Origin of the sequence: Pseudomonas sp. FeN3W (assembly GCA_030263805.2) — a bacterium.
Classification (GTDB): domain Bacteria; phylum Pseudomonadota; class Gammaproteobacteria; order Pseudomonadales; family Pseudomonadaceae; genus Stutzerimonas; species Stutzerimonas stutzeri_G.
Window position 1 is genome coordinate 3,895,731 of record CP136010.1, and the last position, 15,171, is coordinate 3,910,901.

Annotated in this window: 11 protein-coding genes; 9 read left to right on the plus strand and 2 right to left on the minus strand. The window is 61.8% G+C overall.

Annotated features, from left to right (window positions below):
- Positions 1-33 precede the first annotated feature (33 nt).
- Positions 34-1,707: a DNA repair protein RecN gene (recN, locus tag P5704_018375; protein WOF77981.1), complete on the minus strand. Its 1,674-nt coding sequence runs from the start codon at positions 1,705-1,707 to the stop codon at positions 34-36.
- Positions 1,708-1,908: 201 nt separating this feature from the next.
- On the opposite strand from recN, the gene grpE reads away from it, so the two are divergent.
- From grpE to P5704_018415, 8 genes are all read left to right on the plus strand, one after another.
- On the plus strand, positions 1,909-2,478 hold the full coding sequence (gene grpE / locus P5704_018380; protein WOF77982.1) for a nucleotide exchange factor GrpE: 570 nt from the start codon (positions 1,909-1,911) through the stop codon (positions 2,476-2,478).
- Between the two features lie 99 nt (positions 2,479-2,577).
- Entirely contained in the window at positions 2,578-4,491 is a 1,914-nt protein-coding gene (dnaK, locus tag P5704_018385) for a molecular chaperone DnaK (protein ID WOF77983.1), read from the plus strand.
- Positions 4,492-4,613: 122 nt separating this feature from the next.
- Entirely contained in the window at positions 4,614-5,744 is a 1,131-nt protein-coding gene (gene dnaJ, locus P5704_018390) for a molecular chaperone DnaJ (GenBank protein WOF77984.1), read from the plus strand.
- A gap of 88 nt (positions 5,745-5,832) precedes the next feature.
- The gene (gene dapB, locus P5704_018395; protein ID WOF77985.1) at positions 5,833-6,639 is read left to right on the plus strand and encodes a 4-hydroxy-tetrahydrodipicolinate reductase; all 807 of its coding nucleotides are present in this window, start codon (positions 5,833-5,835) and stop codon (positions 6,637-6,639) included.
- 216 nt (positions 6,640-6,855) lie between these two features.
- The gene (gene carA, locus P5704_018400) at positions 6,856-8,004 is read left to right on the plus strand and encodes a glutamine-hydrolyzing carbamoyl-phosphate synthase small subunit (GenBank protein WOF77986.1); all 1,149 of its coding nucleotides are present in this window, start codon (positions 6,856-6,858) and stop codon (positions 8,002-8,004) included.
- A 172-nt stretch (positions 8,005-8,176) separates the two neighbouring features.
- Positions 8,177-11,398: a carbamoyl-phosphate synthase large subunit gene (gene carB, locus P5704_018405; protein ID WOF77987.1), complete on the plus strand. Its 3,222-nt coding sequence runs from the start codon at positions 8,177-8,179 to the stop codon at positions 11,396-11,398.
- Positions 11,395-11,871: a transcription elongation factor GreA gene (gene greA, locus P5704_018410; GenBank protein ID WOF77988.1), complete on the plus strand. Its 477-nt coding sequence runs from the start codon at positions 11,395-11,397 to the stop codon at positions 11,869-11,871. The genes carB and greA overlap by 4 nt, the downstream gene beginning before the upstream one ends.
- Complete coding sequence (locus P5704_018415; GenBank protein WOF77989.1) at positions 11,849-12,280, plus strand: DUF4149 domain-containing protein; 432 nt, start codon at positions 11,849-11,851, stop codon at positions 12,278-12,280. The genes greA and P5704_018415 overlap by 23 nt, the downstream gene beginning before the upstream one ends.
- Positions 12,281-12,313: 33 nt before the next feature.
- Here P5704_018415 and yhbY read toward each other — a convergent pair whose 3' ends face one another.
- Positions 12,314-12,625, minus strand: a complete 312-nt coding sequence (yhbY, locus tag P5704_018420) for a ribosome assembly RNA-binding protein YhbY (protein WOF77990.1) — start codon at positions 12,623-12,625, stop codon at positions 12,314-12,316.
- Between the two features lie 483 nt (positions 12,626-13,108).
- On the opposite strand from yhbY, the gene ftsH reads away from it, so the two are divergent.
- Positions 13,109-15,019 (plus strand): ATP-dependent zinc metalloprotease FtsH, encoded by a 1,911-nt coding sequence (gene ftsH, locus P5704_018425; protein ID WOF77991.1) that lies wholly within the window; start codon positions 13,109-13,111, stop codon positions 15,017-15,019.
- The last annotated feature ends 152 nt before the right edge of the window (positions 15,020-15,171 follow it).

The following is a 15,171-nucleotide window of genomic DNA, read 5'->3' on the forward strand; positions in this document are numbered from 1 at the left end:
CCAGGCCGCCTTTTTTGTGCCTGACTGCTGGGCTCAGGCTTGTGCGGAGGTGACCATCTGCCGGGCATGTGCCAGGGACTGCTCGGTCAGGTCGACGCCGCCGAGCATTCGCGCGATTTCCTCGATGCGGCCGTTCTGATCCAATTCGGCCACGGCCGTGCGGGTTTCATCCGCCCCGCGAGCCTTGTGCACGAACAGGTGGTGATGTCCCTGGGCGGCGACTTGGGGCAGGTGGGTGACGGTCAGCACCTGGCCGCGTTCGCCGAGGCGGCGCAGTAGCTGGCCGACAATCTCCGCGGTGGGGCCGCCGATACCCACGTCGACTTCATCGAACACGAGTGTCGGTACGCGGGATGTCTGCGCGGTGATCACCTGAATCGCCAGGCTGATGCGTGATAATTCGCCGCCGGACGCAACCTTGGCCAGGGGGCGCAGGGGCTGGCCCGGGTTGGCGCTGACCAGGAACTCGACCTGTTCCAGGCCATAGGGCATCAGTTCGCCTTCGGCTGCGGGCTTGAGCTGCACGCTGAATTTGCCGCCTGGCATGCCCAGCCTCTGAATCTCTACCTCGACCGCGCTGGCCAGTTGTTCGGCCGCAGCCTGGCGCATGCGGCTGAGCTCGCCGGCTTTTTCTTCGTAATGCCGAGCGTAGGCCGCCAGTTCTTCACCGAGGCGCTCGACTGCTTCGTCATCGGCGTTCAGCCCTTCGAGTTCCTCCAGCAGCTGCTGATGCAGGCCGGGCAGTTCGGTTGGCTGCACGCGGTGCTTGCGCGCGAGGGTGTAGATGGTGTCCAGGCGCTCTTCCAGTGTCTGCTGGCGTTCGGGGTCGGCGTCGAAATGGTCGACGAAACGATTCAGTTCGCCGATGGCTTCCTCGACCTGAATCTGCGCGCTGGCCAGCAGGTTGACTGCTTCGCTCAAGGCTTGCGGCTGGTTCTGGAAGGCACTCAGGCGCTGCAGGCTGCTGGTCAGCGCCGACAGCACATTGCCGGCATCGCTCTCGCTGCACAGCTCCATGACCTGGCGGCAGGCGCCGAGCAGCTGTTCGGCGTTGGCCAGGTTCTTGTGCTCGCGTTCCAGCTGCTCCAGTTCGTTCTCTCCCAGCGCCAGGTTCTCCAGCTCTTCGAGTTGGTAGCTGAGCAGCTGGTGGCGTGCGCGCTGTTCGTCGCCACTGTTGCTCAGGCGTTCCAGGGTCTGGCGGGTCTGCCGCCAACGCTGGGCGGCCAGCTGGACCTGGCGCGCCAGCTCCTGGTTGCCGCTGTACTCGTCGAGCAGGCGTCGATGGGTGTCGGTCTTCAGCAGCGATTGGTGCTCGTGCTGGCTGTGAATATCGATCAGTAGCTCGCCCAGCGCCTTGAGGTCGCCCTGTGGGCAAGGGGTGCCGTTGATGTAGCCGCGCGAACGCCCTTCGGCGGTGATGACGCGGCGCAGGATGCAGGGTCCGTCATGGTCCATGTCGCGCTCGGCGAGCCAGGCGCGAGCGTCGGGAATATCGTCCAGGTCGAAGCTGGCGAGAATGTCGGCCTTGTCGGCGCCAAGGCGTACCACGCTGCTGTCGGCTCGGTCGCCCAGCGTCAGGCCGAGGGCGTCAAGCATGATCGACTTGCCTGCGCCGGTTTCACCGCTGATGACGCTCATGCCGCGCTTCAGTTCGAGGTCGAGGTGCTCGACGATGGCGTAGTTGTGAACCGATAGATGAACCAGCATGGCAAGGGCTCCCGATTTGCTTGGCTGGCTATTTATACAGTGGTTTTCCCGGCCGCTACAAGCGTTGAAGGATGAATGTGCAGTTGCTCGTCATTTCGCCGGGCGCTCTTCGCTTTCCGCCCTTGAAGCCTGTTTTCGCGCCCCCATATAGCGGCACAAGCGCGGGTTTGCTGCCCGCTGATCGTATAGAGAGGAGGACCCATGGCCGACGAGCAGAACCTGGATAACCAGAACCCGGAAGCGCCCGAGCATTCGGAGGCGGACGTAGCCGAGGATCTGGCTGCCCGCGTGCAGTCGCTGGAAGAGCAGCTGGCCGCTGCGCAGGACCAGTCCCTGCGCGTTGCGGCAGAGCTGCAAAACATCCGCCGGCGTGCCGAGCAGGATGTGGAAAAGGCGCACAAGTTCGCCTTGGAAAAGTTTGCAGGTGATCTGCTTGCCGTCGCCGACAGTCTGGAGCGTGGCCTCGAGTTGTCCAGCGCCGCGGATGAGGCGGTCAAGCCCATGCGCGAGGGCGTCGAGCTGACCCTCAAGTTGTTGCTGGACACGCTGGCGCGTCACCAGCTCGAGCAGCTCGATCCGCATGGCGAGCCGTTCAATCCCGAGCATCACCAGGCCATGGCCATGGAAGAGAGCACCCATGTCGAGCCGGGCAGCGTGCTCAAGGTGTTCCAGAAAGGTTACCTGCTCAACGGTCGCCTGCTGCGTCCGGCGATGGTCGTCGTCAGCAAGGCGCCCGCCGATGTGCCGCCTTCGATTGATGAGAAGGCTTGAAATCCGGTTGCCGACCCCCATCTGGTAGCCAAGCGTTTTTGTGTTACCCGCAGCCGGTAAAACAGGCGCGGACCAATCGAAATTTGGAGAGCGAATTAAATGGGCAAGATCATTGGTATCGACCTGGGAACCACCAACTCCTGCGTCTCGATCCTGGAAAACGGCAAGGCCAAGGTTATTGAGAATGCCGAAGGCGGCCGTACCACCCCGTCGATCATCGCGTATGCGAACGACGGCGAAATCCTGGTTGGCCAGTCGGCCAAGCGTCAGGCGGTGACCAACCCGCATAACACCCTGTATGCGGTGAAGCGTCTGATCGGTCGCCGTTTCGACGAAGAAGTCGTGCAGAAAGACATCCAGATGGTCCCTTACAAGATCGTCAAGGCCGACAACAGCGACGCCTGGGTCGAGGTGAATGGCCAGAAGATGGCGCCGCCGCAGATCTCCGCGGAAATCCTGAAGAAGATGAAGAAGACCGCCGAGGACTATCTCGGTGAGCCGGTGACCGAGGCGGTGATCACCGTTCCGGCCTACTTCAACGACAGCCAGCGCCAGGCCACCAAGGACGCCGGTCGCATCGCCGGTCTGGACGTCAAGCGCATCATCAACGAGCCGACCGCGGCTGCGCTGGCGTACGGCATGGACAAGGCCAAGGGCGACCACACCGTAATCGTCTATGACCTGGGTGGCGGTACCTTCGACGTTTCGGTGATCGAGATCGCTGAAGTCGACGGCGAGCACCAGTTCGAAGTGTTGGCTACCAATGGCGATACCTTCCTCGGTGGTGAGGACTTCGACATTCGCCTGATCGACTACCTCGTCGACGAGTTCAAGAAAGAAACCGGCATGAACCTCAAGGGCGATCCGCTGGCCATGCAGCGCCTGAAGGAAGCCGCCGAAAAGGCCAAGATCGAGCTGTCGTCGAGCCAGCAGACCGACGTCAACCTGCCGTACATCACTGCAGACTCGACCGGTCCGAAACACCTCAACGTGAAAATCTCCCGTGCCAAGCTGGAAGCGCTGGTCGAGGATCTGGTGCAGCGCACCATCGAGCCTTGCCGCATCGCGCTGAAGGATGCCGGCGTCGACGTGTCCAAGATCGACGACGTGATCCTGGTCGGTGGTCAGACCCGCATGCCGCTGGTGCAGCAGAAGGTTGCCGAGTTCTTCGGCAAGGAAGCACGCAAGGACGTCAACCCGGACGAAGCCGTCGCCATGGGCGCTGCCATTCAGGGCGCGGTCCTGGCAGGTGACGTGAAGGACGTGCTGCTGCTCGATGTCTCGCCGCTGACCCTGGGTATCGAAACCCTCGGCGGCGTGATGACTCCGCTGATCGAGAAGAACACCACCATCCCGACCAAGAAGTCGCAGGTGTTCTCCACTGCCGACGATAACCAGAGTGCCGTGACCATCCATGTGTTGCAGGGCGAGCGCAAGCAGGCCGCGCAGAACAAGTCGCTGGGCCGTTTCGATCTGGCCGAGATCCCGCCGGCTCCGCGTGGCATGCCGCAGATCGAGGTTACCTTCGATATCGACGCCAACGGCATCCTGCACGTGTCCGCCAAGGACAAGGCCACTGGCAAGCAGCAGTCCATCGTGATCAAGGCCAACTCGGGGCTGTCCGAGGAGGAGATCGAGCAGATGGTGCGCGACGCCGAGGCGAATGCCGAGGAAGACCGCAAGTTCGAGGAGCTGGCCACTGCACGTAACCAGGGCGACCAGTTGGTGCACGCCACCCGCAAGATGCTCACCGAAGCCGGCGACAAGGCCAGCGACGACGACAAGGCTGCCATCGAGAAGGCGCTTGGCGAGCTGGAAGTGGCCATCAAGGGCGACGACAAGGCCGAAATCGAAGCGAAGATCGCAGCGGTTTCCCAGGCTTCCACCCCGGTCGCGCAGAAGATGTACGCCGAGCAGGCTCAGGCTGGCGAAGGCCAGCCGGCAGATGAGCAGGGCAAGCCGGGTGACGACGTGGTCGACGCCGAGTTCGAAGAGGTCAAGGACAACAAGTAAGCCCTGGCTTGCTTCCGCTCCAGCCCGTCCCGACATCGTTCGGGCGGGCCCGACCGCTGCGCGGGGGCTTGCTCCCGCGTCGGCGTGTCTGGAAGGCATGAAATTGAGGGTTCAGGATAGTTATGGCCAAACGCGATTTTTATGAGGTGCTGGGCGTCGAGCGCGGCGTCAGCGAGGCGGAGCTGAAAAAAGCTTACCGGCGCCTTGCGATGAAGCATCACCCGGACCGCAATCCGGGAGACAAGGTGGCTGAGGACGCCTTCAAGGAGGCCAACGAGGCCTACGAAGTACTCTCCGATCCGAGCAAGCGTGCTGCCTACGATCAGTACGGGCATGCCGGTGTCGATCCGCAGATGGGCGCTGGGGCGGCCGGTGCTGGCTACGGCGGCGCGAACTTCTCCGATATTTTCGGCGACGTTTTCAGCGATTTCTTCAGCGGTGGCCGCGGCGGCGGACGTGGCGGTGCGCAGCGCGGCAGCGATCTGCGTTACACGCTCGAGCTCGATCTCGAAGAGGCTGTGCGCGGCACTACGGTGACCATTCGCGTGCCGACCCTGGTCGAGTGCAAGACATGCGATGGCTCCGGCGCGAAGAAGGGTACGAGCCCTGTCACCTGTACCACCTGCGGTGGTATCGGTCAGGTGCGCATGCAGCAGGGCTTTTTCTCGGTGCAGCAGACCTGCCCGCGCTGTCATGGCAGCGGCAAGATGATTTCCGATCCGTGCGGCAGCTGCCATGGCCAGGGCCGCGTCGAAGAGCAGAAAACGCTCTCGGTCAAGGTGCCACCGGGTGTCGATACCGGAGACCGCATCCGTCTGTCCGGCGAAGGCGAGGCGGGTACGCAGGGTGGTCCGGCCGGCGATCTGTATGTCGTGGTCAATGTGCGTGAGCACGCGATCTTCCAGCGCGATGGCAAGCATCTGTATTGCGAAGTGCCGATCAGCTTTGCCGATGCGGCACTGGGCGGCGAGCTGGAAGTGCCGACGCTGGATGGTCGCGTCAAGCTGAAGATTCCAGAGGGTACGCAGACCGGCAAGCAGTTCCGCCTGCGCGGCAAGGGTGTTGCGCCGGTGCGTGGTGGTGCGGCGGGCGATCTGATGTGTCGTGTGGTGGTCGAAACTCCGGTCAATCTGAGCAAGCGCCAGCGCGAGATGCTCGAGGAGTTCCGCGGTACGCTGCAGGGCGATACCTCGCATTCCCCCAAGGCCAGTGGCTGGTTCGAAGGTGTGAAGCGCTTTTTCGGTGATGTTTGAACGAAGCTACAAGCCGCAAGCTTCAGGCCGCAAGAGGGTGTTGCGCTTGGCTTGCCGCTTGAGGCTTGCAGCTTGGAGCTGACTTTTTATGCGACGTATTGCAGTGACCGGCGCCGCCGGACGCATGGGCAAGACCCTGATTGAGGCGGTGCAGCAGACCAGCGGTGTCGCTGGTCTGACGGCAGCCATCGATCGGCCGGACAGTACTCTCGTCGGCGCTGATGCCGGCGAGCTCGCGGCCATCGGTCGTCTGGGCGTGCCGCTGACCGGTGAGCTCGCCCGGGCCGTCGACGAGTTCGACGTGCTGATCGATTTCACCCACCCCTTGGTGACTCTGAAGAATCTGGAAGTCTGCCGGCGTGCCGGCAAGGCGATGGTGATCGGTACCACCGGATTCTCGCTGGAAGAGAAGGAGCGTCTCGCAGCCGCGGCCAAGGAGATCCCGATCGTCTTTGCCGCCAACTTCAGCGTTGGCGTCAATCTCTGCCTCAAACTGCTGGATACCGCAGCGCGGGTGCTGGGTGACGACGTGGATATCGAGATCATCGAAGCGCATCACCGGCACAAGGTTGACGCACCTTCGGGTACCGCGCTGCGCATGGGCGAAGTCGTCGCCGACGCGCTGGGGCGTGATCTGCAGAAGGTCGCGGTGTACGGGCGCGAGGGGCAGACGGGGGCGCGTCAGCGCGAAACCATCGGCTTCGCGACTGTGCGTGGCGGCGATGTGGTCGGTGATCACACGGTGTTGTTCGCTGCCGATGGCGAGCGCGTGGAAATCACCCACAAAGCCTCCAGTCGCATGACCTTTGCCAAGGGTGCCGTGCGTGCCGCGCTATGGCTGGATGAGAAGCCGGCAGGTCTTTACGACATGCAGGATGTGCTCGGTCTGAAATGATTCGTCGCGTGGGCTGGCAGCTTGGCGCCCCGTTAGGGTGCGTTTGTCGGCTATTTCGGCTGGACCCGAAAGGCGGTTTTATGTAAGCTTCCCGCTTTAGTGTGTCCACTAAAAGTTGCGCAGAAATGAATCAAACAAAAAGCGGGATGACCTTCACACGTCATCCCGCTTTTTTACAATCTGCGTCTGCTCCAGCCTTGATCTACGGGAGGTCTCTTGACTAAGCCAGCCCTTACGCCAGCCATTCTGGCTCTTGCCGATGGCAGCATCTTTCGCGGCGAATCCATCGGCGCCGATGGGCAAACCATTGGTGAGGTGGTATTCAACACCGCCATGACCGGCTATCAGGAAATCCTCACCGATCCTTCCTACGCCAAGCAGATCGTTACCCTCACCTATCCCCACGTCGGCAATACCGGCACCACGCCCGAGGATGCCGAGTCCTGGAAGGTCTGGGCCGCGGGCCTGGTGATTCGCGACCTGCCGCTGATTTCCAGCAACTGGCGCGACAAGCAGTCGCTGCCCGATTACCTCAAGGCTAACGGCACCGTTGCCATCGCCGGCATCGATACCCGTCGCCTGACCCGTATCCTGCGCGAGAAGGGTGCCCAGAATGGCTGCATTCTGGCCGGTAGCGACGCGACCGAAGAGAAAGCGCTGGAGCTGGCGCGCAGCTTTCCCGGCCTCAAAGGCATGGACCTGGCCAAGGAAGTCAGCGTCAAGGAGCGCTACGAATGGCGCTCCAGCGTCTGGTGCCTGAAGGAAGACGGCCACGCCGAGATCCCGGCCAGCGAGCTGCCCTACCATGTCGTCGCCTTCGACTACGGCGTGAAGTACAACATCCTGCGCATGCTGGTCGCCCGCGGTTGCCGCGTCACCGTGCTGCCGGCACAGACGCCTGCCAGCGAAGCCCTGGCGCTGAACCCGGACGGTATCTTCCTGGCCAACGGCCCGGGTGACCCCGAGCCGTGCGACTACGCGATCAAGGCGATCCAGGACGTGCTGGAAACCGACATTCCGGTGTTCGGCATCTGCCTCGGCCACCAGCTGCTGGCGTTGGCCTCCGGTGCCAAGACCGTGAAGATGCCCAACGGTCACCACGGTGCGAACCACCCGGTTCAGGATTTGAAGACTGGTGTGGTGATGATCACCAGTCAGAACCATGGCTTCGCCGTGGACGAAGCAAGCCTGCCGGCCAATGTGCGTGCGACGCACAAGTCGCTGTTCGATGGCACCCTGCAGGGCATCGAGCGCACCGACAAGGTGGCCTTCAGCTTCCAGGGTCATCCCGAAGCGAGCCCGGGTCCGCATGACGTCGCGCCGCTGTTCGACCGTTTCATCGAAGCCATGGCCAAGCGACAGTAAACGAGTCGTCTTGAGAGTGTAGCGAGCGCGGTCTGGGCAAGGCGCCCGGAACGCAACGACGAGACAGTACAGGTAGTACGGCGAGGAAGTGAGTACCGCGCAACGCAGCCAGGCGACGCGCAGTAACTCTCAAGATGACTCGCCGACTGACCTAAGGATTCGAGTAACGAAAATGCCAAAACGTACAGATATCAAAAGCATCCTCATCCTCGGCGCCGGCCCCATCGTCATCGGCCAAGCGTGCGAGTTCGACTACTCCGGCGCGCAGGCCTGCAAGGCGCTGAAAGAGGAAGGCTTCCGCGTCATCCTGGTGAACTCCAACCCGGCCACCATCATGACCGATCCGGCCATGGCCGATGCCACCTACATCGAGCCGATCAAATGGGCCACCGTGGCCAAGATCATCGAGAAGGAGCGTCCGGACGCACTGCTGCCGACCATGGGTGGCCAGACCGCGCTGAATTGCGCGCTGGACCTGGAAAAGCACGGCATTCTGGAGAAGTTCGGCGTCGAGATGATCGGTGCCAACGCCGACACCATCGACAAAGCCGAAGACCGTTCGCGCTTCGACAAGGCGATGAAGGACATCGGTCTGGCCTGCCCGGTATCCGGTATCGCGCACAACATGGAAGAAGCCTACGGCGTGCTCGACAAGGTCGGCTTCCCCTGCATCATTCGTCCGTCGTTCACCATGGGTGGCACTGGTGGCGGTATCGCCTACAACCGTGAAGAGTTCGAAGAGATCTGCGCGCGCGGCCTGGACCTGTCACCGACCAGCGAACTGCTGATCGACGAGTCGCTGATCGGCTGGAAGGAGTACGAGATGGAGGTGGTCCGCGACAAGAAGGACAACTGCATCATCGTTTGCTCCATCGAGAACTTCGACCCGATGGGTGTCCACACCGGCGACTCCATCACGGTCGCGCCGGCGCAGACGCTGACCGACAAGGAATACCAGATCATGCGCAACGCCTCGCTGGCGGTGCTGCGCGAGATCGGCGTGGAGACCGGCGGCTCCAACGTGCAGTTCGGCATCTGCCCGAACACCGGCCGCATGGTGGTGATCGAAATGAACCCGCGCGTGTCGCGTTCCTCGGCGCTGGCCTCCAAGGCCACCGGCTTCCCGATCGCCAAGATCGCCGCCAAGCTGGCCGTCGGTTACACCCTCGACGAACTGCAGAACGACATCACTGGCGGCCGCACGCCGGCTTCCTTCGAGCCGGCGATCGATTACGTCGTCACCAAGGTGCCACGTTTCGCCTTCGAGAAATTCCCCAAGGCCGATGCTCGATTGACCACCCAGATGAAGTCGGTCGGTGAGGTCATGGCGATCGGTCGCACCTTCCAGGAATCCATGCAGAAAGCGCTGCGCGGTCTGGAGGTCGGTGCAACCGGTTTCGACCCCAAACTGAATCTGGCCGATGCGGAAGCGGAAAGCACGCTCAAGCGCGAGCTGACCGTGCCGGGCGCCGATCGTATCTGGTATGTCGCCGACGCCTTCCGTGCCGGCAAGAGCGTCGAAGACGTATTCGCGCTGACCAAGATCGACCCGTGGTTCCTGGTGCAGATCGAGGACTTGGTCAAGGACGAAGAGCGCGTCAAGACGCTGGGGCTGTCCAGCATCGACCGCGACATGATGTACAAGCTCAAGCGCAAGGGTTTCTCCGATGCGCGTCTGGCCAAGTTGCTCGGCGTCACCGAGAAGAACCTGCGCAGCCACCGCCACAAGCTCAAGGTGCTGCCGGTGTACAAGCGCGTCGATACCTGCGCCGCCGAGTTCGCCACCGATACCGCCTACATGTACTCGACCTATGAGGAAGAGTGCGAGGCCAACCCGTCGACTCGCGAGAAGATCATGATTCTCGGCGGCGGCCCCAACCGTATCGGCCAGGGCATCGAGTTCGACTACTGCTGTGTGCACGCCGCGCTGGCCATGCGTGAAGACGGTTACGAGACCATCATGGTCAACTGCAACCCGGAAACCGTCTCCACCGACTACGACACGTCGGACCGCCTGTACTTCGAGCCGGTAACCCTGGAAGACGTGCTGGAAATCGTTCGCGTCGAGCAGCCCAAGGGCGTGATCGTGCAGTACGGCGGCCAGACGCCGCTGAAGATCTGCCGTGCGCTGGAGGAGGCTGGTGTGCCGATCATCGGTACCAGCCCGGATGCCATCGACCGTGCCGAAGACCGTGAGCGCTTCCAGCAGATGGTGCAGCGCCTGAACCTGCGCCAGCCGCAGAACGCCACCGCACGCAGCGAAGAGGAAGCCATTGCCGCGTCCAAGGCTATCGGCTATCCGCTGGTGGTGCGCCCGTCCTACGTACTCGGCGGTCGCGCGATGGAAATCGTCTACGAGGAAGAAGAGCTCAAGCGCTACATGCGTGAAGCGGTGCAGGTGTCCAATGACAGCCCAGTGCTGTTGGACCACTTCCTCAACTGCGCCATCGAAGTGGACGTCGATGCCGTGTGTGACGGCGAGACCGTGGTGATTGGCGGCATCATGCAGCACATCGAGCAGGCCGGCGTGCACTCGGGTGACTCGGCCTGCTCGCTGCCGGCCTATTCGCTGCCGCAGCACATTCAGGACGAGATCCGCGAGCAGGTGCGCAAGATGGCCCTGGAGCTCGACGTGGTCGGCCTGATGAACGTGCAGATGGCGGTGCAGGGCGAGGACATCTACGTGCTCGAGGTCAACCCGCGTGCCTCGCGTACCGTGCCGTTCGTGTCCAAGTGCATCGGTGAGTCGCTGGCCAAGGTCGCCGCACGCGTCATGGCGGGCAAGAGCCTCGCCGAGGTCGGCTTCACTCGCGAAATCATTCCGACCTATTTCAGCGTCAAGGAGGCGGTGTTCCCGTTCGCCAAGTTCCCGGGCGTCGACACCATCCTCGGCCCGGAAATGAAGTCCACCGGCGAGGTGATGGGCGTCGGCGACAGCTTCGCCGAAGCCTTCGCCAAGGCCCAGCTGGGCGCCAGCGAAATTCTGCCGACTTCGGGTTGTGCGTTCCTCAGCGTGCGCGAAGACGACAAGCCGTACGTCGAGCAGGTCGCGCGCGATCTGGTCGGCCTCGGTTTCGAGGTGGTCGCAACCGCCGGTACTGCACGTATCATCGAGGCTGCCGGATTGCCGGTGCGCCGTGTGAACAAGGTGACCGAAGGCCGTCCGCACGTGGTCGACATGATCAAGAATGACGAAGTCACGCTGGTCATCAACACCACCGAAGGACGCCAGTCCATCGCCGATTCGTATTCCATTCGTCGCAACGCCCTGCAGCACAAGATCTGCATCACCACCACCATCGCGGGTGGTCAGGCGATCTGTGAGGCGCTCAAGTTCGGACCCGAGAAGACCGTGCGCCGCTTGCAGGATCTCCATGCAGGAATCAAGGCATGACAAAATTTCCAATGACCATCCAGGGCGCTCGCGCCCTGGAAGACGAACTCAAGCATCTGAAGACCGTTTTGCGTCCGCAGATCACCCAGGCGATCGCCGAGGCGCGAGAGCTGGGCGATCTCAAGGAGAACGCCGAGTACCATGCCGCGCGTGAGCAGCAGGGCATGGTCGAGGCGCGTATCCGCGACATAGAGGGTCGTCTGCAGAATGCTCAGGTAATCGACATCGCCAGCATCCCGCCGACCGGCAAGGTGATCTTCGGTACCACCGTAGATATCGCCAACGTCGAGACCGACGAGCAGGTGACCTACCAGATCGTCGGTGACGACGAAGCCGACATCAAGCAGGGCAAGCTCTCGGTCAGTTCACCGATTGCGCGCGCGCTGATCGGCAAGGAAGAAGGTGACGTCGTAGTCGTCAAAACGCCCAGCGGGTTGATCGAGTACGAGATTGTCGAAGTCCGCCACGTCTGACCGACAGCCGGCGCGAGCTGGCATCATCACCTGGCAGCTGGCCCAGACCTTCTGGGTCGGCGGCTTGTGGTTGCTGCAATTTCTGGTGTTGCCTGCCCTTGGACGCGTTGGGCTGGCACCTTTATTGATCGATGAAATCGCTGGCAGCCTGAAGCCGCTGTTGGTCGGCTTGGCCGCATTCTGTAGCGCACTGCAGGCGCTAGTCTTGGTTCAGGTGATGGGGCTGCGCGGCTTGTGGCGTGACGTTCGTGGTCAGCTTTTGCTGACGGTGATAATGCTCGCGGGCAGCCAGCTGTTGATGCGGGCGGGCTGGTTCGAATCGCTCTACTGGGCCAGCTTCAGCTTTCTGGTGATGGCGCTGTGTGGCCTGATGCTGGTCTTGCAGCCCGCACCGGGACGCGAGTATTGAGAATGCGGCAGATTGAGTCTGCCGCACACGATCTCAGGCCTGGAAGCGGTGAATATTCGAAAGCTGCTTGTTCGGCTTCGGATTCTTGCGATACACCAAGGCCATCTTGCCGATGGTCTGTACCAGCTCGCACTTGCCGATCTTGCACAGTTCTTCCATGAGTGCACGGCGATCCTCGCGCTCTGCGAGGCGGAACTGGATCTTGATCAGCTCATGATCGTTCAGGGCCCGCTCGAGTTCGGCTTGAACGCCTTCTGTCAGTCCGTTCTCGGCTACGATCAGGACCGGTTTCAGATGGTGGCCGATGGATTTGTACTGCTTCTTTTGCTCGTTGGTGAGCGGCATATGTCGACCCTTGCGTCAGAACCTTGAAAAACGGCGGCTAGTGTAACCGAGAGGTGCGGGACCGCACAGATGAGGCGTCCGCTTGGGGCATGCTGCATCGATCCATACGACTGAGATCTTCTGTCGGAGTCCGGGTGTGCGCTGGATGCATCCGAATAGACGTTGCTAGCTGACGAAAAATCATGCCGGCCTTGTGATTGTCCATACGGCCCCAATATGAATTGCAGAGCTACGTCGCGGGGATGCACTGCTTCAAAATGTGGCGAATAGCGTTCGGTGCAAATTGCCATATCTTGCGGTCTATCAGGCAGGCATTCAGTTGAATGGACGTCTCAGTGTTACAAGGGCTAGGCTGTTTCATAGGGTTACAGACCGGCTGCCAGTTCCAGCACGTTGTGTAGTAAGTTAGGCCGAGCAACCAACCGGCCGTCATGCGGCCCGCAGACAACGGGTTTGCTCCAGAGGGTAGTTAATTTGAACGACATGGCAAAAAACCTGATTCTGTGGCTGATTATCGCCGCCGTCCTGGTCACGGTGATGAACAACTTCTCCAGCCCCAGCGAGCCGCAGACGCTGAGCTATTCCGACTTCCTCGAGCAGGTCAAGGAAGGGCGCGTCGAGCGTGTGACGGTCGATGGTTTCGTGATCATCGGCAAGCGCAGCGAAGGCGATACCTTCAAGACCATTCGCCCGGCGATTCAGGACAATGGCCTGATCGGCGATCTGCTCGACAACAATGTGCTGATCGAGGGCAAGCAGCCCGAGCAGCAAAGCATCTGGACTCAGCTTCTCGTTGCCAGCTTCCCGATTCTGGTGATCATCGCTGTATTCATGTTCTTCATGCGGCAGATGCAGGGTGGTGCAGGTGGCAAGGGCGGGCCGATGAGTTTCGGCAAGAGCAAGGCGCGTCTGCTTTCAGAAGACCAGGTCAAGACGACCTTTGCTGACGTCGCCGGCTGCGATGAGGCCAAGGAAGAAGTGCACGAACTGGTCGAGTTCCTGCGCGATCCGGGCAAGTTTCAACGTCTCGGCGGTCGCATTCCGCGCGGCGTGCTGATGGTCGGCCCGCCCGGCACCGGCAAGACGCTGCTGGCCAAGGCGATTGCCGGTGAAGCCAAGGTGCCGTTCTTCACCATTTCCGGCTCGGACTTCGTCGAAATGTTCGTCGGTGTCGGCGCCAGCCGCGTGCGTGACATGTTCGAACAGGCGAAGAAACACGCTCCGTGCATCATCTTCATCGACGAGATCGACGCCGTCGGCCGTCATCGTGGCGCGGGCCTCGGTGGTGGGCACGATGAGCGCGAGCAGACCCTCAACCAGTTGCTGGTGGAGATGGACGGCTTCGAGATGAACGATGGGATCATCGTCATCGCTGCGACCAACCGTCCGGACGTACTCGATCCCGCACTCTTGCGCCCTGGTCGCTTCGACCGTCAGGTGGTGGTCGGTCTGCCGGACATTCGCGGTCGTGAGCAGATTCTCAAGGTACATATGCGCAAGGTGCCGGTCAGCGAGAACGTCGAGCCGGCAGTCATCGCCCGCGGTACGCCGGGCTTCTCCGGCGCCGACTTGGCCAATTTGGTCAACGAGGCCTCGCTGTTCGCCGCGCGGGCCAACAGGCGCATCGTCGAGATGCGCGAGTTCGAACTGGCCAAGGACAAGATCATGATGGGTGCCGAGCGCAAGTCCATGGTCATGTCCGAGAAGGAGAAGCTCAACACCGCTTATCACGAGGCCGGGCATGCCATCGTCGGGCGCGTGGTGCCTGAGCACGATCCGGTCTACAAGGTCTCCATCATTCCTCGTGGGCGGGCGCTAGGCGTCACCATGTTCCTGCCGGAGGAAGATCGTTACAGCCTGTCGAAGCGGGCGTTGATCAGTCAGATCTGCTCCTTGTTCGGAGGGCGGATTGCGGAAGAGATGACGTTGGGTTTCGAGGGTGTCACTACGGGGGCGTCGAACGACATCATGCGCGCCACGCAATTGGCGCGGAATATGGTGACCAAGTGGGGCTTGTCGGAAAAGCTTGGGCCGTTGATGTATGCCGAAGAAGAAGGCGAGGTGTTTCTCGGCCGCAGCGCCGGCAGCCAGCATTCCAATGTGTCCGGTGAAACCGCGAGACTGATCGATGAAGAAGTGCGCAGCATCATCGACCACTGCTACGGAACAGCCAAACAGATCCTGACCGACAATCGCGACAAGCTGGATGTAATGGCTGAAGCCTTGATGAAGTACGAGACCATCGATGCGCCGCAGATCGACGACATCATGGCCGGGCGCACACCGCGGGAGCCGCGTGATTGGGAAGGTGGCTCGGGTGCATCCGGTACGCCAGTTGTGCCGGATGATAGTCGTCCGCAGACGCCGATCGGTGGTCCTGCCGGCGAACATTGACGGTAGGCGGAAGCCGATCGCATCGGATGCATGACATCGGAGTAAACCAGAAGGGGCGCATAGGCGCCCCTTCTGGTGTAAATTGTCCAGCCCGCTGCGCCATGGTGGTGCGGCCGGTGTTGGGGCGCCTGTTCAAGCCGCCCGGCCTGAAA